Origin of the sequence: Neptuniibacter sp. SY11_33 (genome assembly GCF_047778025.1) — a bacterium.
Taxonomy (GTDB): domain Bacteria; phylum Pseudomonadota; class Gammaproteobacteria; order Pseudomonadales; family Balneatricaceae; genus Neptuniibacter.
Genome location: NZ_CP180543.1, coordinates 1,995,727 through 2,016,150, shown reverse-complemented (window position 1 = coordinate 2,016,150; position 20,424 = coordinate 1,995,727). Strand labels below are relative to the sequence as shown.

Below are 20,424 nucleotides of genomic sequence, written 5' to 3'. Positions count from 1 at the left end.
GAATAGCGAATAGCGAATAGCGAATAGCGAATAGCGAATAGCGAATAGCGAATAGCGAATAGCGAATAGCGAATAGCGAATAGCGAATAGCGAAAAGAAAGGAGTTATAAAGTGGGTAGGAAAAAGAAGGCCGCGGCTCTGGAGAAGGGGGGGACAGAGCGGCGGCCAATGTCTAGCTAATTACTTTAAGCAGTAATTACCAGCTTAGTGCAGCACCGATAGCGAACTGATCAGTTTCTACGCCAGCGCCAGTTTCAGCTTGGTCGTATTCAGCAATCAGTTTTAGGTTGCTGTTGATGTCGTAGAAGTAAGCGATAGTCTGCATTTCCTGAGAATCAGCACCGTTTACTTCAGTTTCACCGTGCGACAATACAACGCGGTGGCCGTTAGCTGCATAAGATGCTTGAACTAGGTAGCCGTCAGAATCTTGGTTGCTAGCAACTGTAGCATCTGCAAGAACTTGGCTGATGCCTTCTTGATCAAAGCCAGATGCAGTGAACTGGAAGCCGCCCATAGAAACGCGAGCACCGTATGCGATACCTTCTACGCTACCGCCGTCAGTGTTGGATTCGCCAGTTGCAGCACCTAGCCATGCGTTGAATTTACCGCCATCGAATTCAGTAGCATAAGTTGCTTCTGCTTCGAAACGAGCTTCGTCGCCTTGACCTGCTGTTTCACCAGAATCTGGATCTAGTACACCAACAGCTAGTTGGAAGCCGTTGTTAACAGGAGTGCGGTAGGTGATCTGAGCACTAGGAGTCGCATATGGGTAACCTACAGAAATGTTACCGAACGTTACACCGCCAGAGTTAATCTGTGGAAGACCAGTACCTAGAAGTAGCTCGTCAGAGAAGATGTTGGAGCGAGCGTAAAGGCCGAAATCCTTACCGAAAAGAACCTGACCGAAATCGCCATCTACAGTGCCATAGAATTGACGTACGTCGATAGCAGTATCTGTAGCAGAGCTTGTGCCGCCACCATCATTGATTGTTACCCAGAAAGAAGAGCGTCCGCCTACTTTTAGATCGTCAATTTGCTTAGATACGTTGAAACCGATCCAGTTAGGTAAGAAACCCATACGAACACGTGACTGGTCGCCAGTAGTGTCGTTATCAGTATGAACGTAGAAAGCGTTGAAGTGACCATCAGCAGAGAAAGTTGTGCCATCCTGGTTATACAGTTCAATTGCAGCGCTAGCGTGTGCGCTCATGCCCATTGCAACTGCTACAGCTAACAGCTTGGCTTTGTTATTTTTCATGTCGCCCCCAATTAAGGAATTTAGTTTGTTTAACGATGGAGGAGATTATCGGCAAGTGTTAGGAATGCTTACATGGCTCTATAGTTCTTTTTAGATAGAACAATGGTTCGTGTGTTAAATTAAGCTAAAGTCTTGAATTCTATAGGTGTATTGGTATTACATCCTAGGTGTTCGGCGGGTACTATATACTTAAGTGCTTAAAAATTGTGCAGTGCAAAATTTCATTTAACGGTAATGATATCGATTATATGTTTCATTAATGTGTATGTCACTTTGGTCTAGTTAATGCTTCATGTAAACTTAATTACTTCTTTCTGCTAAAGCAGTGCAGTTCAGATGAGAACCTCTAATGAGTAGAGACATTTCAAATCTTCGAAAGTTCGTATCCCCGGAAATAATTTTTGGTGCTGGTGCTAGATGTTCGGTGGCCAATTATGCAAAAAACTTTGGTGCTCGTAGGGTTTTGGTAGTATCTGATCAAGGCGTAAGAGAAGCTGGTTGGGTGAAAGAGATCTCCGAATTGCTTCTCAATGAAGATATAGAGCATGTAATTTTTGATGATGTATCTGCTAATCCGAGAGCAGAAGAGGTTATGGCTGGTGCTCAAGTTTACCAAGAGCATAACTGTAACGTCATTGTTGCTGTCGGTGGTGGCAGTCCAATGGATTGTGCAAAAGGCATTGGCATTGTTTGTGCTAATGGTAAGCACATTCTAGATTATGAAGGAATTGATACAATTCACTTGCCAATACCTCCTTTAATCTTTATTCCGACTACAGCTGGTACTTCAGCAGATGTTTCTCAGTTTGCGATTATTTCAGATCCTGTCGAAAAAATTAAAATTTCTATCGTTAGTAAAGCCGTTGTACCAGATGTTGCTTTGATTGATCCTGAAACAACGATGACAATGGATCCGTTCTTAAGTGCTTGTACTGGTATTGATGCTCTGGTACACGCGATTGAAGCGTTTGTGTCTACGGGTTCTGGTCCGTTAACAGATATGCATGCTCTTGATGCAATGCGGCTAATTAACGATAACATCGTCACATTAGTTGATCAGCCAAAAGATATTTATCTTCGTGAGCAAATTATGCTTGGCTCTATGAAAGCAGGGCTTGCTTTCTCTAATGCGATTTTAGGTGCTGTTCATGCTATGTCTCATAGTCTAGGCGGTTATAAAGATCTGCCTCACGGCTTGTGTAATGCAATGTTGTTGGAGCACGTGATTGATTTTAATTACACCGAAGCGGAAGACAGATTTAAAGTTGTTGCTGAAACTATGGGGATTGCAACTAAAGGGCTAAGCACAAGTCAAATTCAGGTTGCTTTAAGAAATAAAGTTGTTCAATTAAAGAGTGATGTGGGGCTGGATCAGAAATTAAAAGATAATGGTGTAAATATCGTGGATATCCCAGTTCTATCTGATCATGCTCTACAGGATCCATGTATTCTTACTAATCCCCGTAAATCAAATAAACGAGATGTAGAAGTGGTTTATGAAGAAGCGCTTTAATAACCAAGCCCAAACAATAGAAAGCCTAATTGGTTTGGGGAATCACTCTTCTCGAAAAAACTATCATTCTGAATTGGTTACCAAGATTGATGAGCTTGAACGCGAAAGAAACCGTTATAAATGGTTATTTGAAAATGCGTTGCATGGGATTTTTCAGGCCAAATTAGATGAAGGTATAGTGTCTGCAAACCCTGCTATGGTCCAGTTGTGTGGATATGAATCCGAAGAACAGTTCCTTCATCGAATTACACGGTTGGATTCGCTTCTTTTCTGCTGTGCTGATGCGTATTCTGATTTTCGTTATCAGCTCGCGCAATATGGCAGGGTATTTAATTTTGAGACCTTGTTCCTTAAAGAGGATGGTCAATGTCTTCATGTTTCAGTCAGTGCTTTATCTAAGGACCCTGATGGTAATGGCCCTATTATTGAAGGGTTTGTTAAAGACATTACCGAACGAAAGAAATCTCAGGACAGATTAAAACAGTTAAATGTCGAGCTTGAGGTTAGGGTGGCCAATCGTACTCAGGAATTGGTTTCTCTAAATGATAAGCTAGTTCAAGAGATTTCAGAGCGCGAACAAATTCAAAAAGAACTTAAAATTGCGAAAGATGTCGCAGAGGACGCTAATAAAAGTAAGGATAAATACCTTGCTGCTGCAAGTCATGATCTATTACAGCCCATGAATGCAGCTAGATTGCTGATTGCAGCTTTGCGTGAGCGCTCTCTGCAGGACCAAGATGCGCATCTTGTAGAGCGGGTTCACTTGGCCTTGGAAAATGCAGAAGATCTCTTAACTGATTTATTAGACATTTCTAAGCTGGATCAAAATGCGGTACAGCCAGATATCTCTAATTTCCGTATTAATCAACTGTTGCTATCGATGGTAAATGAGTTTCAGACTGTTGCTGAAACTAAAAAAATTCAGTTAAAACTTTCTGCTTGCTCTGTGGCTGTGAGAAGTGATTCGCGATTATTGCTGAGAATTATTAGGAACTTTATCAGTAACGCAATCCGTTATACCGATCAGGGGCGCGTACTTGTAGGTTGTCGTCGTAAAGGGGCGATGTTGAGCATCCAAGTTTGGGATACCGGGCTGGGTATTCCTGCAGAAAAACAGCAGCTTGTTTTTAAAGAATTTCAGCAATTAGAAAATAAGTCGGCCAAAGATCGTCAAGGGGTCGGATTGGGTCTTGCAATAGTTGAACGTATTGCCCTTATGCTTGGTCATAGGTTGGTTGTTAAATCCATACCTGATAAAGGCTCTATGTTTTCTGTTGAGGTGCCGTTAGTAGGGCGGCATTCGCTGGACGTTCCAAAGCAACAATTAAGTCAATTTGGAAGCGATCAATTATCTAATCTTGTTGTTTTAGTGATAGATAATGAAGAAAACATTCAAGCGAGTATGGAGGCATTACTCACTCAGTGGGGTTGCTTCGTGATAACCGCCGCTAGCTTGAGCGAGGCTATAGAAAAATGCACTGATGAGTACATAGTGCCGGAATTAATACTTGCTGATTATCACTTGGATTATGATCTACTTGGAACTGATGCGATTGATGGGTTAAGAGATCATTTTAGTTTGGATATTCCTGCAGTTATTTTAACGGCTGATAGGAGTAGTGAATGCCGCCAGATTTTTGAGAATAAAGGACTTTCTTTGATCAATAAGCCAGTAAAGCCTGGTAAATTAAGGGCTTTGATTACTCATTTGGTTTGTTGATAATCTTTAGCTTTAATATCAATTAAAAAGGGGTCATAAGTAGTATTTGTTGATTCATCCTCAAGACCTAGAATGAAATGATTAAGCTTATCCCGAGGATAGACCATTGACTCAGGACCCTGCGTTTCTGCTCGCTGCATCATTCAGTTCTGACCCTATCAATGCTGCAAATGACCTTTTGTCGCAGCTTGATTCTCCAGATATCAGTTTTATTACGTTCTTCTGTTCTGCAGAGTACCCTCTTAAGGAACTTGCGTCAGCTCTTAACCGGGCTTTTCCAACAACGGAAATTGTTGGTTGTACCACGGCTGGTGAAATTACCCCAGATGGTTATGGGCAAGGTTGTATCACTGCTATAGGTTTTAAGCAGTCTGGTTTTGCTATTGAGGCCGCATCTATTGAGTGCCTAGATGACTTTAGTTTAACTGATGCGCAGATGCTGGTTGATCAACTTATATCAGGTTGTCGGCATCATGAGATTGCACCGATAAAGGGGAATACTTTCGCGCTTACTTTGCTTGATGGCTTGTCTATTCAAGAAGAAAATGTACTTGTCACTCTCAACTCTGCATTAGGGAGTATCCCTAACTTTGGTGGGTCGGCTGGAGATGACATTCATCTGGCTAAAACTCATGTCTTCTACAATGGTGAATTCCATACCGATGCCGCTGTAGTTATGTTGGTAAATACTATCTACGATTTTGAAGTATTTAGTACTCACCACATGGATCATCGCAATGACAAGCTCGTTGTTACTGAGGCGGATGCAGACAGTCGTTGTGTCTACGAGATAAATGCTGAGCCCGCTGCGCTTGAATACGCAAGGGTGATAGGGGTTGCCGTGGAGGACTTAAATCACCATGTTTTTGCCCAGAATCCTGTAGCTGTAAAGCTTGGTGAAGAATATTTTGTACGCTCTATTCAGCAGGTTAATGATGACCTTAGCATGAAATTCTATTGTGCTGTCGAGAATGGCATTGTTCTGACGGTCATGACGCCAGGTGATATGGCTGCTGATCTCATCAGTAAACTTGAAGTGATCGAAGAGAAAATAGGTGAGCCTCAGCTAATTATTGGCTGTGATTGCTTCTTGCGTCGTCTAGAGAGTGAGCTAAGAGGCAATTCTCAACAGATTTCCGATCTACTTCGTCGAAATAAAGTTATTGGATTTAACACCTATGGAGAGCAGAAGGAGGGGATGCATATTAATCAGACCTTCACTGCCGTAGCCATCGGGAGAAATCTGAATGTCTGAACAGGCTGTACAAGATCGCATTGCCAAGCTCGAAGAGGAAAATCGTAAGCTACGTAAAATAAATTCCGTCTTGGTTCAGCGAGTTGAGTCTGGTGGCGGTCAGAGCGCTAACCCTTATTCTGCATTTGAGCACTCTGTAGTACTCGCGGAACAGGTTAGGGAGCGCACAGAGGCGCTGAATCGAGTACTTTCAGAGCTAAAAATCAGCCATAGGGCGCTTAAATTAGCTAACAATCAAGCTGCGTTAGCTAACCAGCGTTTAGTTGATGCAATAGAAAGCATTTCTGACGCATTTGTTTTGTTTGACCAAGATAGAAAAATTGTCCTTTTTAACAGCAAGTTCAGCAGTGTTTGGGCATCAACTGGCTTAAATATCCAGACCGGTACCACGATACAAGATATCAGTCGTTTAGCTCGAGAAAGTGGTCTGATTGATGAAGAATATCCTGATACAAATACAGGTAGTAAGGTTTATCGGCTAAATGATGGTCGCTGGGTTCAGATGTCAGAACGTCCGACTCAAGATGGTGGTTTAGTAATTCTCTATACAGATATTACAGCCCTTAAAGAGCGTGAAACAGCTGACAAAGAGCATGCCTTAGCTCAGAAAACAAAACTGCTGCAAAATGCTGTAGATAACTTGTCTCAAGGCGTTGTGCTGGTCACCCCAGAGGGGCGCGTTGAACTGTGGAATGACCGGTTCCTCGATCTTACAGGTGTTGAGCCAGATCAGGTTCAGTCGTATCCACCGTTTGCTGCTCTAATGTTAGACAACCATTCAATTCTTCAGCATGCACTGACAGCAGCTCAGCAAGGTGAGGTGTTAGCATCTGAGCAAAGAGGTGATCAGGGTCAGGTAATTGAAGTGCGTACGCACCCAATGCCTCAGGGTGGTTTTGTAAACACTTATACAGACATTACTGAACGACATCGATATGCAGAGTCGCTTCGCCAAAATGAGCAGTGGATCCGCTTAATTACTGATAACGTCCCTGCATTGATTGCCTATCTAGACCAAGACCTTAATTATGGCTTTGCCAATAAGGTGTATAGCGAATGGTTTGGGCGTGCAGACGGTGAATTAAATGGTCAAAGCATTCATGATGTCTATTCGCCGGATGAGTATGAACGTTTAAGTCCGTATGTAGAAAAAGCCTTGTCCGGTCGGAATGTCACCTTTGAAACTTGGCAGACTAATTCCCGTGGCGAAGAGCGCTACATGTTGAAATCTTATGTTGCTAATATCGATAAAGACGGAAAACCGAATGGTTTTTTCGTTATGATTCGAGATATCACTGAGCGACGTAGATCTGCCGAAGCTCTTGAGCTTTCGCACCAGTTACTTGAGCAGAGGGTAGAAGAGCGTACGTCAGAATTGACTGAGCTAAACGAACAGTTACGTTCAGAAATTACTGAGCGTGTGCAAGTGGAGTCTCGTCTACTCGATGCTAAGATGGAAGCAGAACAGGCTAACTTGTCTAAAACTAAGTTCTTAGCAGCTGTAAGTCATGACTTGCTTCAGCCTTTGAATGCGGCTCGATTATTCTCTGGTGCATTGGCTGAGAAAATTGAAGATCCAAAAAACTGCTCTTTAGCGCAATCTGTATCTAACTCCCTAGATGATGTTGAATCTCTTCTGCGTACGCTGGTTGATATCTCTAAGCTTGATGCCGGCGTGGTCAAAGCTGATGTAATTACCTTTAATTTACAAAGCTTGTTCGATACTTTGGCGCCTGAGTTCCAGCAGTTGGCGAATGCTGAGGGAATTGATTTCCGTTATGTGAAAAGTGGCTCAGTTGTAAGATCAGACTCACAGCTACTAGCGCGCATTCTGCGTAATTTCTTAACTAACGCTATACGCTACACCAAAGAGGGTAAGATCCTACTCGGTTGTAGGCATGAGCCAGATTCGGTTTGGATTGAGGTTTATGACACTGGCCCGGGTATACCATCCAACAAGCTGCAAGAGATTTTCCATGAGTTTAAACGTCTTCAATCTGATCAGCCTGGTCAGGAGAAGGGGTTGGGCTTAGGTCTTGCAATCGTAGATAAAATATCTCGAGTATTAGGTCATGAGATTCGAGTGGATTCAGTCGAAGGTCAAGGCTCAGTATTTGGGGTGAAAGTGCCGAAGGGTGTGCCTCTAGCGCCTACTGAGGTGACTGGCCCTCATATTCCGATGATAACTGAGCGGCTTTCGGGTGCTTGTATTTGGTTAATTGATAATGATGAATCGATCTGTAAAGGAATGGAGATATTATTGTCAGGCTGGGGTTGTCATGTGGTGACAGCTTTGTCTTTTGATGATTTAGCGCAAAAGGTTGATTTTGAGGAAGACCCAGTAGATCTGTTAATTGCCGATTATCATCTAGATAATGATGAAACCGGCATTGATGCTGCCAAAACGGTAACCGAACGAGTGGATAGTGATTTGCCTGTGCTGATGATTACTGCTAACTACAGCAAAGAGCTAAATCAAGAGATTCGAGATCTTGGTTTTATTCTTGTTAATAAGCCAATTAAGCCGCTCAAGCTAAAGACTACGCTTATACATCTCTTAGAACAGCAGGTCGTTTAGGCCTGCTTTTTTCCTTTCTAAACAAGCTATAGCTAACTCCAATTCTATAAGCTAAATAATGCATGTTTTAGCTGGCTGAAGGTAAGTCAGTTTATAAAGCTGCATATCAATTTATGCTGGAACGGAGTGTTATAGAAAGAAGGGTGACTGGAGTCAGTCACCCAATAGTATGGATCTTAGCGCTTAAGATATTCGTTAAAGTCGATGTTGCCAGCAGATAGAACAGCTTGAATGCGGTTGTGAACGCCAAGCTTGCGTAGAATAGCTGATACGTGGGCTTTTACCGTAGTTTCCGCGATGTTTAGATTGTAGGCAATCTGTTTGTTTGATTCGCCCTTAGACATGCGCTCAAGTACGAGTAGTTGGCGGCGTGTCAAAGATGAAAGAAGTTCTGGTGGAATCTGGTTTTCGTCTTTGCGCTGATTGCGGCGGTTATCAGGCTGACTAGCGCGAATAATATCTGACGGCAGATATACATTACCGGCAAGAATCTGTTGAAGCGCTTCAGTCATTTGATCGCGAGGTGAAGACTTAGTGATAAAACCAACTGCACCATAGGTGATGGCTTGCAGTACGATTTGTTTGTCTTCTTCTGCTGATACGATAACCACAGGTACTGTTGGTAGGTCGTTACGCAAAGTGATCAAACCGTTAAGGCCATTCATGCCAGGCATGTTTAGGTCTAGCAGGATAAGATCTAGCTCTTCCTCATTTTGAGCGATTGTAAGCGCACTATCCAGATCTTCCGTTTCCAGTGTCTGGCAGCCAGTAAAGCTGTTTTCGATAACATTGATTATAGCTTCACGGAACAGCGGATGATCATCCGCGATCAGGATCTTGTACACGACAATATCTCCAATTTCATTATATTTATTATGAGCTTATATTCTCATCCTGAGCTTGTCTCTATCTTACTCCGTGTAAGACTTTAATGCTTGGTAAAATTTAATGCTTCTTTAGTGTAAAGGGTTCAGGGGTGGCAATGCTGGTTTCTAAATCGTGTTCAATCCAGCCATCAGAGCCATTCCTATACCACAGTAAATTAGTGTAACCCCATTCAGAAGCTCTTTTTAAAGCATTCCAGGACATCCAGCAATCAGCCGTACAGTATATAATTACTGGAAGGCTTTTGTCGCCGTTTGTTAAGCGTTCTAGATTTGATTGGAAGTATTCTGACCAGTCGTCATCTAATTCGCCAAAACCTACGTTAGGAAGCCATAAACTACCAGGTATATGGAGTCTGGGTTCCTTTTGTATGAAAACTCGATTCCAGGGGATGGGTTGTACGTCTACAAAGATGGGCTTATTTCCCGTTTCTAGTAGGCGGATTACATCTTCTGTTGAAAGTGTTTTCCCGTGTAGGCTTTTTAATGGTGTAGGGCTGCGATAATGAAACAATCGATAACCTTCTGCTGAAAACAGCTCAAAATCTGTTGTATCAGCATAATCGCTTTGGTTCTCTGCAAAGCCAGTATTTATAAGCAATAGTGCGTATAAATACATTGCGATTTTAAGGTGCCTGATAATGCTTTCCTTACTATTTCTCTACACGTCTATTACACCGTGCGAAAGTGTAGGTCTAAATTCTACCATCGAGCAAAAAAACAGGTACGAAAGTACTATGTCTGCTCACGGCGTTGAAGCTTATTTTAAGTTTCTCTATTGTCCCGATAATTTGTAGTGCGTGGGAATTTTATGTTTATTGTGCGTAACATATTGTTTTTAATGGCTTTTGTTTCTTTTTGTGTGAGTGCTGATGATGAGCGATCCGAAATAAAAGTAGCTGTACTTGCTTCTGGCACGGTTAATTGGGAGTTACAGCACATAAAGAATCAAAAATTAGATGAGCTTCATGAATTCGATCTCAAAATTATTAAAGTAGCGAGTATGTCGGCTGCAAAAGTTGCATTAACTAGTGGTAATGCGGATGCAATAGTTGCGGATTGGCTATGGGCGGCGGAGAGAAACAGCAAGGGTGAAACATTTAGATTTATACCGTTTTCTAAGCAGATAGGGATGGTTATGAAGTCTTCAGCTAGTCAGCTATCCAGTCTTTCTGAGCTTAAAGGGAAAAGGATAGGTGTTGCTGGTGGGCCTTTGAATAAAGGTTGGATTTTGCTTAAAGCGGCGGCGCAAAAGCATGGAATCAAGCTCGAGTCAGATGCGGAGGTACAGTTTGGCTCTCCGCCTTTGTTGAGTCAGTCACTGAAAAGTGGGCGATTAGATCTGTTGGTCACATTTTGGCATTACGGGGCGAGGCTTGAAGCTGAAGGATATAAAAAAGTTATTAGTCTACAAGAGATGATGACAGAGTTAGGGATGTCTAGTCAGTTGCCTATGCTTGGCTATCTAGTAAAGCAAGATCAAGTAGATAGTAATCCTGAGTTAATCAATAGCTTTGTAGATGCAGTGATGGATGCTAAAAACCAATTGCTGAATGAAGATGATCATTGGCTAGGTCTTCGAAAACTAATGAGGGCTGAGAATGATCAGGTTTTTAAAGCGCTTATCGCAGGATATCGCAAAGGCGTCCCTAGTGCGATAACAGAAAATCAGATCGATGATGCGAAGCTATTTTATAAGTTGATTACTCAATTTAAACCATCGCTTAAAGGTGCTGAGTTAGACGTAGGTATGTTTTATAAGGCGGGCCTATGAGCTCTGCAGGTAGTATCAGTCGCTTTAGTGACCAGCTGCTAGCTATCTTTGTACTCTTGGCTGTTTGGTGGGGCAGTGCGGCGCTTGTCAATAATGTTTTACTTCCTACACCTGGCGAGGTATTTAGCGCCTTGCAAGTTGAATGGTCCGAAAAAAGGCTATTAGGTAGTTTGCTGATTACTTTGCAGCGAGTAGCTATCAGTTTCTTCTGTGCCATGCTGTTAGGTGGTCTACTAGGTGTCCTGATGGGTCGGTTTTCTACAGTTAATAGAATATTGGACCCTCTACTAATTATTCTTCTGAATGTTCCTGCGCTTGTTGTCATTATCTTGCTTTACATCTGGTTTGGTTTGGTTGAGGCTGCAGCAGTTGGTGCAGTAATCATCAACAAATTACCCAATGTCGCTGTTACCTTACGCGAAGGTGGGCGCATGTTTGATGTGCAGTTAGAGGAGATGGCGAAAGCCTATCATTTCTCGTTTAAGCAAAAGCTGACTGAGCTATGGTGGCCGCAGTTATTTCCTTACATCATGGTAGCGACGCGTAGTGGTTTGGCATTGATATGGAAGATTGTTTTAGTCGTAGAACTATTAGGGCGCTCTGATGGTGTCGGTTTCCAGCTTCATATGGCCTTTCAGCTCTTTGATGTAGCAACGATCCTAGCTTATAGCTTTGCCTTTATTTTTATTGTTCAGATGATTGAATGGTGTGTTTTGCAACCTTTAGATCGGTATGCTCAGCGCTGGCAACGAGGATCAGAACGTGTATAAGTTTAAATCTGATAAGATTTGCTACGGCGATGAAACTATTCTCCAACCAATTGAGCTTGAATTAAAAGCAGGTTCAACCATAGCTATTTTAGGTGCGTCCGGCTGTGGTAAGACAACGTTACTAAACAAGCTTGCAGGCTTGGCTGAAAATGAGGTGCCTTGCTGGAACAGAGAAAGCATAGATATAGGCTATCTGTTTCAAGAACCAAGGTTATTACCTTGGAGAACGATTAATCAGAATTTAGCTTTAGTTGAATCTGATTCTGATAAAGTCGAAAAAATGCTTCAGGCCGTTAAGCTAACTGGATTCGGTGATCACTATCCTTCGCAGATTTCCTTAGGTATGGCAAGACGTGTGTCTTTAGCGCGTTGCTTATTACTTGATCCCGAAATGGTGTTAATGGATGAGCCGTTAACCTCGTTAGATATGAGTACAGGTGCACAGATGAGAGAGTTGATATCTCATTTGGTTTGCGAAAATCCAAAGCGTTGTATGATCTATGTAACACATGATTTGGATGAAGCGTTAGCTTTAGCCGACGAGGTGGTTGTTTTAAAGGGCCGTCCTGCCACGGTTTACCTTCATAAAGATACGAGTGAATTAGATCGAACTACACTCGAGTCAGCCCTTAAGGCATAAAAAAACCTCTCTTCGAAGAAGAGAGGTTTTAGATTTATCTTTCCTTGATCCTACCGACCAGATTTCTGTGGTTTAAACCCAGTAACTGCAAATGCGCTGAAAAATGCAGTAGCAAATGCCGTAATAATTAAAGCTTCTAGGTTTAGTTGCATGTAAAGTGCATAACGAACTAATTCAACCGCATGGGTAAACGGATTTACCATGCAGATCCAATAGAGCCATTCGCTTGATTCTTGCATCTTCCAAAGCGGGTAGAGTGCAGAAGAAAGGAAGAACATCGGGAAAATAACAAAGTTCATTACACCAGCAAAATTCTCAAGCTGTTTTATCTTAGTAGACAGAAACAATCCAAGAGAACTCAATAGAAGTGCGACTAATAGTAATGCTGGCAATACCGTTAGGTAGCCCATTAATGGTGGTTCTACTTCAACCAATAATGCCACTAATAAGAAAGCATAAACTTGCGTAAGCGAAATCAAAGCCGTAGCGACCATTTTACAGAGGAGTAAGTATGGGCGTGGCAGGGGGCTCATTAGCAGTACTCGCATACTTCCCATTTCACGGTCATATACCATGGATAAACTACTTTGCATGCCGTTAAACAGCAATATCATGCAGCATAACCCAGGTGCTATGTAAGTCTCATAGGTAATATAGGTATCGTAGGGTTGGATAATTGAGATACCTAACGCAGCTCTAAACCCGGCAGCAAATACGACTAACCAAAGCAGAGGCCTAACTAACGAGCTCAGGAATCTAGAACGCTGTTGTACGAATCGAAGAAATTCACGAACCAGGATGCCATAAAAACAGTTCCAATAACTGGCAAAGCTCATAGGGTCTCCTTAGTTGGCTTATCCGTTAACTGGTGGAAGGCGTCAGTAAAATTATCCAAGCCTGATTGATTCAGCATTTCCGATGCTTTGTCATTAATCATTATCTGGCCTTTATTGAGTAAGACGATATGGTCTTGCTCTTTAATCTCTTCCATTAGGTGGGTAGCCCATAGCACAGTCAACTTCTCGTCTGTACAAAGATTACGGACATGGGTGTTGAGTGCTCTGCGTGTTTGTGGGTCAAGACCAACAGTTGGCTCATCCAGTAATAGTATTTCCGGTTGATGAAGTAGTGCTCGAGCAATCTCCACTCTGCGTCTGTGACCGCCATTGAGGCTTCTTACCTTGTCATTGGCTCTATCAGACATCTCCATGCGTTCCAGCTCAAGTTTAATTCTATCGCTAGCTTGGGCTTTTGAAATGCCATGTAGCGCAGCGTGATATAAAAGATTTTGCTGAACCGTAAGGTCTAAATCTAGGGTGCTTTGCTGAAACACAACACCTAGTTTTTTCATTAGGCTAGAAGGTTGCTTCTTGATGCTAAGCTCGTTGATACGAATATCGCCGGATTGCATAGCGTTTAAACGAGTGATTAAAGCGAACAATGTTGATTTGCCTGCACCATTGGGTCCCAAAAGGCCATGAAATTCCCCAGGCTCTAGCGAAAAGCTAATATCCTTTAGCGCTTGTCTAGGGCCGTAGCTGAAACTTACGGATTCTACATGGATACTCATTGCTGAATCTCTTTGCTGTATAAACAAAATTGGCCCACAGAGTGGGCCTTGTATGTTTGAGAGGGTGGGTAAACTACTATGGTTTAACTTTTACGCCCCATGGGTAGCGGCCTACCTTAATGCTTTTTACAGCTTTCATTTTGCTAACATCAATAACAGATACATCGCCGCTAATGCCATTAGTTGTTAGTAGCTTAGTTTGATCTTCGTTGAAGTCCATGTGCCACACGCGACGGCCTACTAGGATATAGTCTTCGACTTCATAGGTTTTGGCGTTTACGACTGCAACGTGGTTGGCTGGGCCAAGCGCTACGAAAGCATATTTGCCATCATCAGATAGACGGATACCTACAGGCTGAACGCGGTCTGGGTGAACGCCTTTGATTTCGAACGTAAGCTTTTTAAAGATTTGGCGTGTTTCTACATCGATAACAGAAACTGTACCGCCGATCTCAGAGCTCGCCCATAGGATTTTGCTATCTGTACTGAATTCGACATGACGCGGACGCTGATCAACAAGTGTATTGTCAATAAGCTCGTAAGTGGTGGTGTCAATCCAGTGAACCATGTTGGTTGTTTCACTTGTGTTAACCGCAATTTTACCATCTGGGCTTACGGCCATGCCTTCAGGTTCTACGCCGACATCGATTTGAGCTAAAACTTCGCTTGTCTGCGTATCAACGATTGTTACTAAGGCATCGTCTTCATTGGAGATATATAGGTGGCGATCGTTAGGGTGAAGTGCAAATTGCTCTGGGTCTTCACCAGAAGGTAGTTCGCCAATGATTTTTTTGGTTGCTAGGTCCATAATCTGAACGGTATCAGAGTCAGATGCGCAGATATAAAGCTTTGAATAATCTTTTGAGAATAGAATACCGCGAGGACGTTCACCAACATTTAGGGTCTCAATAACTTCCATGCTATCTAGATCGATAATTGAAATGGTGTCATCTTTCTCGTTCGATACATAGGCAACTTCAGCGTGCAGTAATGGCGAGGCAATCAATATACCTGCAGCAAGGGTTTTTAATAACTTTTTAAAATTCATAACTACTCCAATTGTTATTTGCTGCATTTAACTTCGGCTTTATCAAAGCCCAAGGTATCAAGTTCATTAACAGGGTGAAGGAATCCATCCTGTGGGGATTGTGATACAAGAGAGCGCGGGTGGACAAGAGGAATTGGTTGTCTTAACTGGCCATTCCACTCTCTATAGTTAAGTTTTCTGCCTTTAAAGCCTGCTAGATCAAATTTTTCAGACCGAATATATTCGTAAGCGACTTTAGGATCGGCTGAGTTTGTCCGAGTTACTGCTTCACCTACGCTTCGTACGGCAGCCCAGGAAGCATAATCTTCATCGGTCATCCAGCGTTTAGCTAGCTTGTCAAAACGACGTTGTAGTTGGGCTGCGCCCCATTGTTCTACAACGCGATGCCATGTGACAGGGCTAAGGCCTTGTGTACCGACTACAGGTCTTGGAAGCCAAGTGTTGTAAAGTACATATTCGCCGAAGTCTCCGCGCTCATCTGCGACAAAGACCACATCGTACTCTTTAGTTTGTGTGAAAAGTGGCATTTCACTCTGGGCTGTACGGCGTAAATCGGTATCGTAATCCCACTGCTTTTCGGCAACAATCTTTAAGCCAAAGCGCTTAGCGGCACGTTTGAATGCTTGGGTATACGCCTTGTCTTCATCTTTTTGCCCTGAAATAACGAGTACTTTATTTAAGCGCTTCGCTTTCAGCCATTGTGCAAGTGCATCTGCCAGCATTGCTCGGCTAGGTAGGGTATGAAGTAGTGAGTTGTTGCACTCTTTATTTCTGAGTTGATCAGAAGGGGAGCCAGAGTTAAATATAACTGCCTCATCAGGAAGCGCTTTGTCGATATCTTTTAGGGTCTGGCTTTGTGCGTTGATAACAAAAAAACGAACGCCTTGCGCATAGAGATCAGACGCTTTGCTGATGAGTTCTTCAGGGTTTTCTGAATCGAACTGTTGTAGTGAATACTTATGCTTTAAAAAGCGGCCAGTTGTGTTGTTGTCGTTGATGCCAAGTTCGGCACCTTTAAGACCAGAATCTTCAGGGTCGGGAATTATGTTGGATAAGACTGGGCCATTATCCGTTTGTTGCTGAAGATATCCTATGTTTACTTCTAGGTTTGCCTGAGCTTGTTGGCTCGTAGTTAAAAGCGTGGCAAGTACCGTCATGCTGGGTATTAATTGTTTTAAGTGCATAAGATAAGTTTATCGTTATTATGATTTATGCCCAGCATAAGTGGGATTTCGTGAACTCGGAATATGTAGAAAGTAGAAAACATTTAATACTGAAGTAGGATTCTTTTACCCAGTTCGACCTTTAGCATTAAGTGCATAAATAATAAGTAATTTAAACCAAGGGTGAATTATGAACTTAATCAAGAATCTTGCTGCGTGTGGCCTTGCTTCAGTAGTAGCTATTACGAGTACCGCGGCAGTCGCTGAAGGTGATTTGACGCGTAGACCTGCAAAGCTTCCTGATCTTGTTCTAGGAACCGAAGATAATCGTTACCACCTGTCTGAAAAAGAATACAACCTTGAAACAGGCAAGTCCTACAAATTAAAGATTATCTCTAGCGGTCAAACTGAATACGCGTTAAAAGCGCCTGGCCTTTTTAATTCTATTTTCCTGCGTAAAGTGGAAGCAGGTGATATGGAAATTAAAGCGGCTACGCTTAAAGAGCTTGAATTTGAACAGGAAGGCGAGGCTGAAATTTACTTCGTGCCGATTAAGCCAGGTAAATTTGAATTTTTCGCTGAAGGCTTAGAGCACAAGGGAATGGAAGGCGTTTTTAACGTTAAATAGCCAATCCTTATCTTAAGTCTGGGTGTTGTTAGAAATGCGGTATCCAGGCTTTTCCTCTCATTATCTCAATTCTTTCCTTTGATCGTTGCTAAGATGTAAACAATTACTACTTTAGGTGGTAATATTGTCCCGCAGGTTTATATCTTGGAGTATCGATGAAAATCCTAATTACTGATGATCATTCTGTTGTACGTCAGGGGTACGCTAGTGTTTTGCCAACCGTTATTCAGCCTTGTGAAATTATTGAGGCGGCAAGCGGAGAAGAATCAGAAGCTATGTACTTTGCTGAAAAGCCCGATCTAGTGATTATGGATATCAATTTGCCTGGTATCAGTGGAATCGAAGCGGCTACTCGAATCTTAGATAAAGATCGTGATGCTAAAATCTTATTTTTTAGCATGTACGATGAAGCTTTGATGGTAAAACAGGCCTTAGATGCTGGTGCCATGGGCTATATAACCAAGTCAGGTTCCCCTAAAACGCTTATAGAAGCGGTAGAAAAGATAAGAGAGGGCGAGGTCTTTATTGAATATGACTTGATTATGAAGCTAGCTTTGAATAATCAAGACATAACAGAAGGTCGTCTTCGTGACTTGACGCAAAGAGAGTTTGAAGTGTTTGTTATGTTGGCTCGTGGGCAGAGCAATCGAACAATCGCAGATACACTCGGCATTAATGTTAAAACAGTCTCAAATTACGTCACTACGATTAAGAGTAAATTGAAGATTGCGTCTACAGCGGAGCTTGTTCATTTGGCGGTCGATGCCGGTGTAATTAAGTTCGCACCATAATCCATATTGTATTCACGGGTTGAAATGAGTACTTAAGTAGTACTTTGTTTCAGTCCTTGGAGGGATTCTTACCAATAGGGACTCATTAGCATACTTAGAAGATTCTCTGATTTTGTTAGAGATATCAGTATAGGTGTACTTATGAATGCAGTCCTGCGCTTAAATTTACTAGTTTCAGCAGTTTTTGCTGTTGCGTTATGTATTACGATTTACGAAACGCTTCAGCAAGCTACCAAAGATATTACTCGGGAAGTTACCTCTGGTCTGAGTTTTACGCATCAATTACTGAGCGTGGCTGTCACCGATAGTGATTTGCTTAATAGCATGCTGGAAGGAGATACACGTCACGTAAAAATCATCATTGTTGACGATTCATTAAGTGGCGGGGAAGTAGGTGCAGATGATGACCTGTCCTCAGAGGTGGATGATGAAGTTCCTGCTTGGTTTATGGAATTAATACCGGGACTTGATCGACTCACTGAAAAAGAATATTACCGATACCTACCTGACGGTAGAGCCCTAAAGCTCCAAGCTGACCCTACTGATGAGGTGGAAGAAGTTTGGGAGTCTGTACAGCACGTGTTTGTACTTTTTGTGTTAAGTGCGTTGCTTTCCAATTTGGCAATTTATGTTGGTGTTCGGCAGGGCATTAAGCCTGTTTCTGATTTTCTCGCTGCTTTGAATGAAATTGAAAAGGGGCACTATACTGCTCGATTAGAAGAATATTCCATAAGGGAAATCAATCAGTTAGCAGGGCATTTTAATTCCATGGCTCACTCCCTTCAGGAAGCTCAGAGCGATAACTTAAAGCTGACCCATGAATTAATGCGTCTACAAGAGACTGAGCGTGCGCATCTTGCCAGAGAGCTGCATGATGATCTTGGGCAGTATCTCACAGGTATTAAAGCTCAAGCCTATTTAGTAAAAGAAAACTCGTCTAATACTGATTTAGTTGCTTCCGTGGGTAATCAGATTTCAATCAACTGTGATGCAATGCAAACTAGTTTTAGGCAGCTAATTAGAGAGTTGCATCCAGTTATATTGGAGCAGTTGGGATTGTTAGATGCGATCCGTACGCAGGTGGATACTTGGCGTCAGTCTCACCAGATAAATGTGTCGTTGGATTTGCCGGATTTCATTCCCTCGCTCGATGATGAGACCAATACGCATATATACCGAATTCTTCAGGAGTCTTTGAATAATGTAGCTCAGCATGCTCATGCAGAGCATGTTGTGGTTAGAGTCATATTTGATGGTGAGGCCCTTGTGCTAAGGGTAATGGATGATGGTGTTGGGTACGTTGATTCTGGCTCTCAAGGATTGGGGCTGCGATCGATGCAAGAGCGGGCTCGTTGTGTGTCAGGTGAGCTTAAGATTAATAAGTTAGATAAAAAAGGGAGTGAAGTTGTTCTGCAAATCCCTTTAGTACAGGAATTAGTATGAAAATAATAATAGCGGATGATCATGCTGTAGTGCGTCAGGGTTATGCGAGCCTTCTATCGACAATGCTTGCTCCATGTGAAGTGCTTGAAGCAGGTAATGGTGATCAGGCGTACAGTATGTGCCAGTCTGAAACCCCTGATGTTGTTATCATGGATGTAAACATGAATGGTATTAGTGGTATTGAAGCTACTCGACGAATATTGCAGCGTTGCCCTGATGTCAAAATACTTTTCTTTAGTATGTATGATGAGATACCTGTAGTCACCCAGGCATTAGATGCGGGCGCTAAAGGTTATATTACTAAGAGTTGCACGCCTGAGGTTTTGATAGAAGCAGTGACCAAGGTTGCTGGCGGGCAGCTTTATGTTGAGCATGAGTTGGCTATGCGTTTAGCGGTGTCTCGACCTGAGCAAAAGGATAAACGTCTAAAAGAGATGACTCAGCGTGAGTTCGAGATCTTTGTTATGTTGGCGCAAGGAAATAATGTCAAAGAGATATCAGAGCAGCTTTGTATTAGCAGTAAGACGGTTTCTAACTATACAGCGATACTGAAAAGCAAGTTGAATATTGGTTCAACGGCAGAATTGGTGCATCTCGCTATAGAGACAGGTCTAGTGAAAGTGGGGACCAATGTGAGCTAGCATTAGTTTGGTTATAAAAAAGGCGCATGGAACAAAGTTCGATGCGCCTTTTTTGTTGTTTGGATTTAATTCTTAGACCAACCAAATGGGCAGCCTTTGCAGCCGTCCATATATGTTGCTTGGAATGTGGCGTAGTGCTTCCTAACGCCTGTGAAGTCAGCATTTTCTAAAGACGCGGCATTTAGCTTTGCTTCCTGTAGATTGGCGTTTTTAAGGTTGGCGCCTGTCAAAATAGCTTTTGTCATCCAAGCAATTTCTAGATTTGCAGCTTGAAGGTTTGCTTCTACGAATTTTGCACCGCTAAGACGAGAGAAGTTTAAATTTGCGCCATGTAAATTTGCGCGATAAAAATTGGCGCCCTGCGCGAACAATGCCCAGCCATTGATAGCTTCAAGATTAGCGTGGCTAAGGTTTGATCCTCGAACTGTTGCATGCCTCATATCCGCGCGAGCAAGATCTGCATTGGATAGATCTGCTTTTTCCATCTTGGTATTTTTTAGAACCGCGTGACGAAGGATAGTACCGCTTAGGTTTGCGCCAGTTAGATCAGCTCTAGACAGATCTGCATTGCTTAGATCAGCACCCGATAAATCAGCGCCCAGGCATTTGGTATCTGGAACAATGGTGCAGCCATTGATAACTAGATCATCTGCAGTGGCAACTTGGCTAGACAATAGGAGCGTAAATAATATTGTTTTTTTCATATCTCTATCCTAAAAAGCCCGCAAGCATTGGGAAGCTCGCGGGC

General features: G+C 42.6%; 19 protein-coding genes. 11 read left to right on the top strand and 8 right to left on the bottom strand.

What is annotated here, in order from left to right; all coding sequences use genetic code 11:
* Positions 1-196: 196 nt before the first annotated feature.
* On the bottom strand, positions 197-1,258 hold the full coding sequence (locus ACMXYV_RS09590) for a porin (RefSeq protein ID WP_415888280.1): 1,062 nt from the start codon (positions 1,256-1,258) through the stop codon (positions 197-199).
* 349 nt (positions 1,259-1,607) lie between these two features.
* Between ACMXYV_RS09590 and ercA the strand changes: the two genes are divergently transcribed.
* The 4 genes from ercA (at position 1,608) to ACMXYV_RS09570 (ending at position 8,324) form a co-directional block, all read left to right on the top strand.
* A complete protein-coding gene (ercA, locus tag ACMXYV_RS09585; protein ID WP_415888279.1) occupies positions 1,608-2,771 on the top strand; it encodes an alcohol dehydrogenase-like regulatory protein ErcA in 1,164 nt (387 codons plus the stop codon).
* Positions 2,755-4,491 carry a NahK/ErcS family hybrid sensor histidine kinase/response regulator gene (locus tag ACMXYV_RS09580; protein WP_415888278.1) on the top strand — a complete coding sequence of 579 codons (1,737 nt, stop codon included), beginning with the start codon at positions 2,755-2,757 and terminating at the stop codon, positions 4,489-4,491. The genes ercA and ACMXYV_RS09580 overlap by 17 nt, the downstream gene beginning before the upstream one ends.
* 106 nt (positions 4,492-4,597) lie before the next feature.
* Positions 4,598-5,746 carry a nitric oxide-sensing protein NosP gene (gene nosP / locus ACMXYV_RS09575; protein WP_415888277.1) on the top strand — a complete coding sequence of 383 codons (1,149 nt, stop codon included), beginning with the start codon at positions 4,598-4,600 and terminating at the stop codon, positions 5,744-5,746.
* Positions 5,739-8,324 carry a NahK/ErcS family hybrid sensor histidine kinase/response regulator gene (locus ACMXYV_RS09570; RefSeq protein WP_415888276.1) on the top strand — a complete coding sequence of 862 codons (2,586 nt, stop codon included), beginning with the start codon at positions 5,739-5,741 and terminating at the stop codon, positions 8,322-8,324. Before nosP ends, ACMXYV_RS09570 begins: the two co-directional genes overlap by 8 nt.
* 176 nt (positions 8,325-8,500) lie before the next feature.
* Here ACMXYV_RS09570 and ACMXYV_RS09565 read toward each other — a convergent pair whose 3' ends face one another.
* Positions 8,501-9,169: a response regulator gene (locus ACMXYV_RS09565; RefSeq protein WP_415888275.1), complete on the bottom strand. Its 669-nt coding sequence runs from the start codon at positions 9,167-9,169 to the stop codon at positions 8,501-8,503.
* 100 nt (positions 9,170-9,269) lie between these two features.
* Positions 9,270-9,827, bottom strand: a complete 558-nt coding sequence (locus tag ACMXYV_RS09560) for a rhodanese-like domain-containing protein (RefSeq protein WP_415888274.1) — start codon at positions 9,825-9,827, stop codon at positions 9,270-9,272.
* 192 nt (positions 9,828-10,019) lie between these two features.
* Between ACMXYV_RS09560 and ACMXYV_RS09555 the strand changes: the two genes are divergently transcribed.
* The 3 genes from ACMXYV_RS09555 to ACMXYV_RS09545 are packed head-to-tail and all read left to right on the top strand — an operon-like array spanning position 10,020 to position 12,392.
* Positions 10,020-10,982 carry an ABC transporter substrate-binding protein gene (locus ACMXYV_RS09555; RefSeq protein ID WP_415888273.1) on the top strand — a complete coding sequence of 321 codons (963 nt, stop codon included), beginning with the start codon at positions 10,020-10,022 and terminating at the stop codon, positions 10,980-10,982.
* Entirely contained in the window at positions 10,979-11,752 is a 774-nt protein-coding gene (locus tag ACMXYV_RS09550) for an ABC transporter permease (protein WP_415888272.1), read from the top strand. The genes ACMXYV_RS09555 and ACMXYV_RS09550 overlap by 4 nt, the downstream gene beginning before the upstream one ends.
* Positions 11,745-12,392 (top strand): ABC transporter ATP-binding protein, encoded by a 648-nt coding sequence (locus tag ACMXYV_RS09545; RefSeq protein WP_415888271.1) that lies wholly within the window; start codon positions 11,745-11,747, stop codon positions 12,390-12,392. The genes ACMXYV_RS09550 and ACMXYV_RS09545 overlap by 8 nt, the downstream gene beginning before the upstream one ends.
* 50 nt (positions 12,393-12,442) lie before the next feature.
* On the opposite strand, the gene ACMXYV_RS09540 is transcribed toward ACMXYV_RS09545, so the two are convergent.
* The 4 genes from ACMXYV_RS09540 to ACMXYV_RS09525 all read right to left on the bottom strand — a co-directional run bounded on the left by ACMXYV_RS09540 (position 12,443) and on the right by ACMXYV_RS09525 (position 16,167).
* On the bottom strand, positions 12,443-13,228 hold the full coding sequence (locus ACMXYV_RS09540) for an ABC transporter permease (protein WP_415888270.1): 786 nt from the start codon (positions 13,226-13,228) through the stop codon (positions 12,443-12,445).
* The gene (locus tag ACMXYV_RS09535) at positions 13,225-13,962 is read right to left on the bottom strand and encodes an ABC transporter ATP-binding protein (RefSeq protein ID WP_415888269.1); all 738 of its coding nucleotides are present in this window, start codon (positions 13,960-13,962) and stop codon (positions 13,225-13,227) included. The genes ACMXYV_RS09540 and ACMXYV_RS09535 overlap by 4 nt, the downstream gene beginning before the upstream one ends.
* 76 nt (positions 13,963-14,038) lie before the next feature.
* Entirely contained in the window at positions 14,039-15,010 is a 972-nt protein-coding gene (locus ACMXYV_RS09530; RefSeq protein ID WP_415888268.1) for a YVTN family beta-propeller repeat protein, read from the bottom strand.
* A 14-nt stretch (positions 15,011-15,024) separates the two neighbouring features.
* Entirely contained in the window at positions 15,025-16,167 is a 1,143-nt protein-coding gene (locus ACMXYV_RS09525) for an ABC transporter substrate-binding protein (RefSeq protein ID WP_415888267.1), read from the bottom strand.
* A gap of 196 nt (positions 16,168-16,363) precedes the next feature.
* Between ACMXYV_RS09525 and ACMXYV_RS09520 the strand changes: the two genes are divergently transcribed.
* The 4 genes from ACMXYV_RS09520 (at position 16,364) to ACMXYV_RS09505 (ending at position 19,676) form a co-directional block, all read left to right on the top strand.
* A complete protein-coding gene (locus ACMXYV_RS09520; RefSeq protein ID WP_415887974.1) occupies positions 16,364-16,801 on the top strand; it encodes a copper-binding protein in 438 nt (145 codons plus the stop codon).
* A gap of 155 nt (positions 16,802-16,956) precedes the next feature.
* A complete protein-coding gene (locus tag ACMXYV_RS09515) occupies positions 16,957-17,592 on the top strand; it encodes a response regulator transcription factor (protein WP_415888266.1) in 636 nt (211 codons plus the stop codon).
* Between the two features lie 141 nt (positions 17,593-17,733).
* Positions 17,734-19,035: a histidine kinase gene (locus ACMXYV_RS09510; protein ID WP_415888265.1), complete on the top strand. Its 1,302-nt coding sequence runs from the start codon at positions 17,734-17,736 to the stop codon at positions 19,033-19,035.
* Positions 19,032-19,676 carry a response regulator gene (locus ACMXYV_RS09505; RefSeq protein ID WP_415888264.1) on the top strand — a complete coding sequence of 215 codons (645 nt, stop codon included), beginning with the start codon at positions 19,032-19,034 and terminating at the stop codon, positions 19,674-19,676. The genes ACMXYV_RS09510 and ACMXYV_RS09505 overlap by 4 nt, the downstream gene beginning before the upstream one ends.
* 65 nt (positions 19,677-19,741) lie before the next feature.
* Here the strand turns inward: ACMXYV_RS09505 and ACMXYV_RS09500 are convergent, their stop codons facing one another.
* Complete coding sequence (locus ACMXYV_RS09500) at positions 19,742-20,380, bottom strand: pentapeptide repeat-containing protein (RefSeq protein WP_415888263.1); 639 nt, start codon at positions 20,378-20,380, stop codon at positions 19,742-19,744.
* Positions 20,381-20,424: the final 44 nt, after the last annotated feature.

What these genes read in the sequence shown, in the direction of transcription:
- ACMXYV_RS09590 (WP_415888280.1), bottom strand. Translation starts at nt 1,258, where the DNA reads ATGAAAAATAACAAAGCCAAGCTGTTAGCTGTAGCAGTTGCAATGGGC.
- ACMXYV_RS09570 (WP_415888276.1), top strand. Translation starts at nt 5,739, where the DNA reads ATGTCTGAACAGGCTGTACAAGATCGCATTGCCAAGCTCGAAGAGGAA.
- ACMXYV_RS09520 (WP_415887974.1), top strand. Translation starts at nt 16,364, where the DNA reads ATGAACTTAATCAAGAATCTTGCTGCGTGTGGCCTTGCTTCAGTAGTA.
- ACMXYV_RS09580 (WP_415888278.1), top strand. Translation starts at nt 2,755, where the DNA reads ATGAAGAAGCGCTTTAATAACCAAGCCCAAACAATAGAAAGCCTAATT.
- ACMXYV_RS09560 (WP_415888274.1), bottom strand. Translation starts at nt 9,827, where the DNA reads ATGTATTTATACGCACTATTGCTTATAAATACTGGCTTTGCAGAGAAC.
- ACMXYV_RS09550 (WP_415888272.1), top strand. Translation starts at nt 10,979, where the DNA reads ATGAGCTCTGCAGGTAGTATCAGTCGCTTTAGTGACCAGCTGCTAGCT.
- ACMXYV_RS09555 (WP_415888273.1), top strand. Translation starts at nt 10,020, where the DNA reads ATGTTTATTGTGCGTAACATATTGTTTTTAATGGCTTTTGTTTCTTTT.
- ACMXYV_RS09515 (WP_415888266.1), top strand. Translation starts at nt 16,957, where the DNA reads ATGAAAATCCTAATTACTGATGATCATTCTGTTGTACGTCAGGGGTAC.
- ACMXYV_RS09540 (WP_415888270.1), bottom strand. Translation starts at nt 13,228, where the DNA reads ATGAGCTTTGCCAGTTATTGGAACTGTTTTTATGGCATCCTGGTTCGT.
- ACMXYV_RS09500 (WP_415888263.1), bottom strand. Translation starts at nt 20,380, where the DNA reads ATGAAAAAAACAATATTATTTACGCTCCTATTGTCTAGCCAAGTTGCC.
- ACMXYV_RS09535 (WP_415888269.1), bottom strand. Translation starts at nt 13,962, where the DNA reads ATGAGTATCCATGTAGAATCCGTAAGTTTCAGCTACGGCCCTAGACAA.
- ACMXYV_RS09530 (WP_415888268.1), bottom strand. Translation starts at nt 15,010, where the DNA reads ATGAATTTTAAAAAGTTATTAAAAACCCTTGCTGCAGGTATATTGATT.
- ercA (WP_415888279.1), top strand. Translation starts at nt 1,608, where the DNA reads ATGAGTAGAGACATTTCAAATCTTCGAAAGTTCGTATCCCCGGAAATA.
- ACMXYV_RS09510 (WP_415888265.1), top strand. Translation starts at nt 17,734, where the DNA reads ATGAATGCAGTCCTGCGCTTAAATTTACTAGTTTCAGCAGTTTTTGCT.
- ACMXYV_RS09505 (WP_415888264.1), top strand. Translation starts at nt 19,032, where the DNA reads ATGAAAATAATAATAGCGGATGATCATGCTGTAGTGCGTCAGGGTTAT.
- ACMXYV_RS09525 (WP_415888267.1), bottom strand. Translation starts at nt 16,167, where the DNA reads ATGACGGTACTTGCCACGCTTTTAACTACGAGCCAACAAGCTCAGGCA.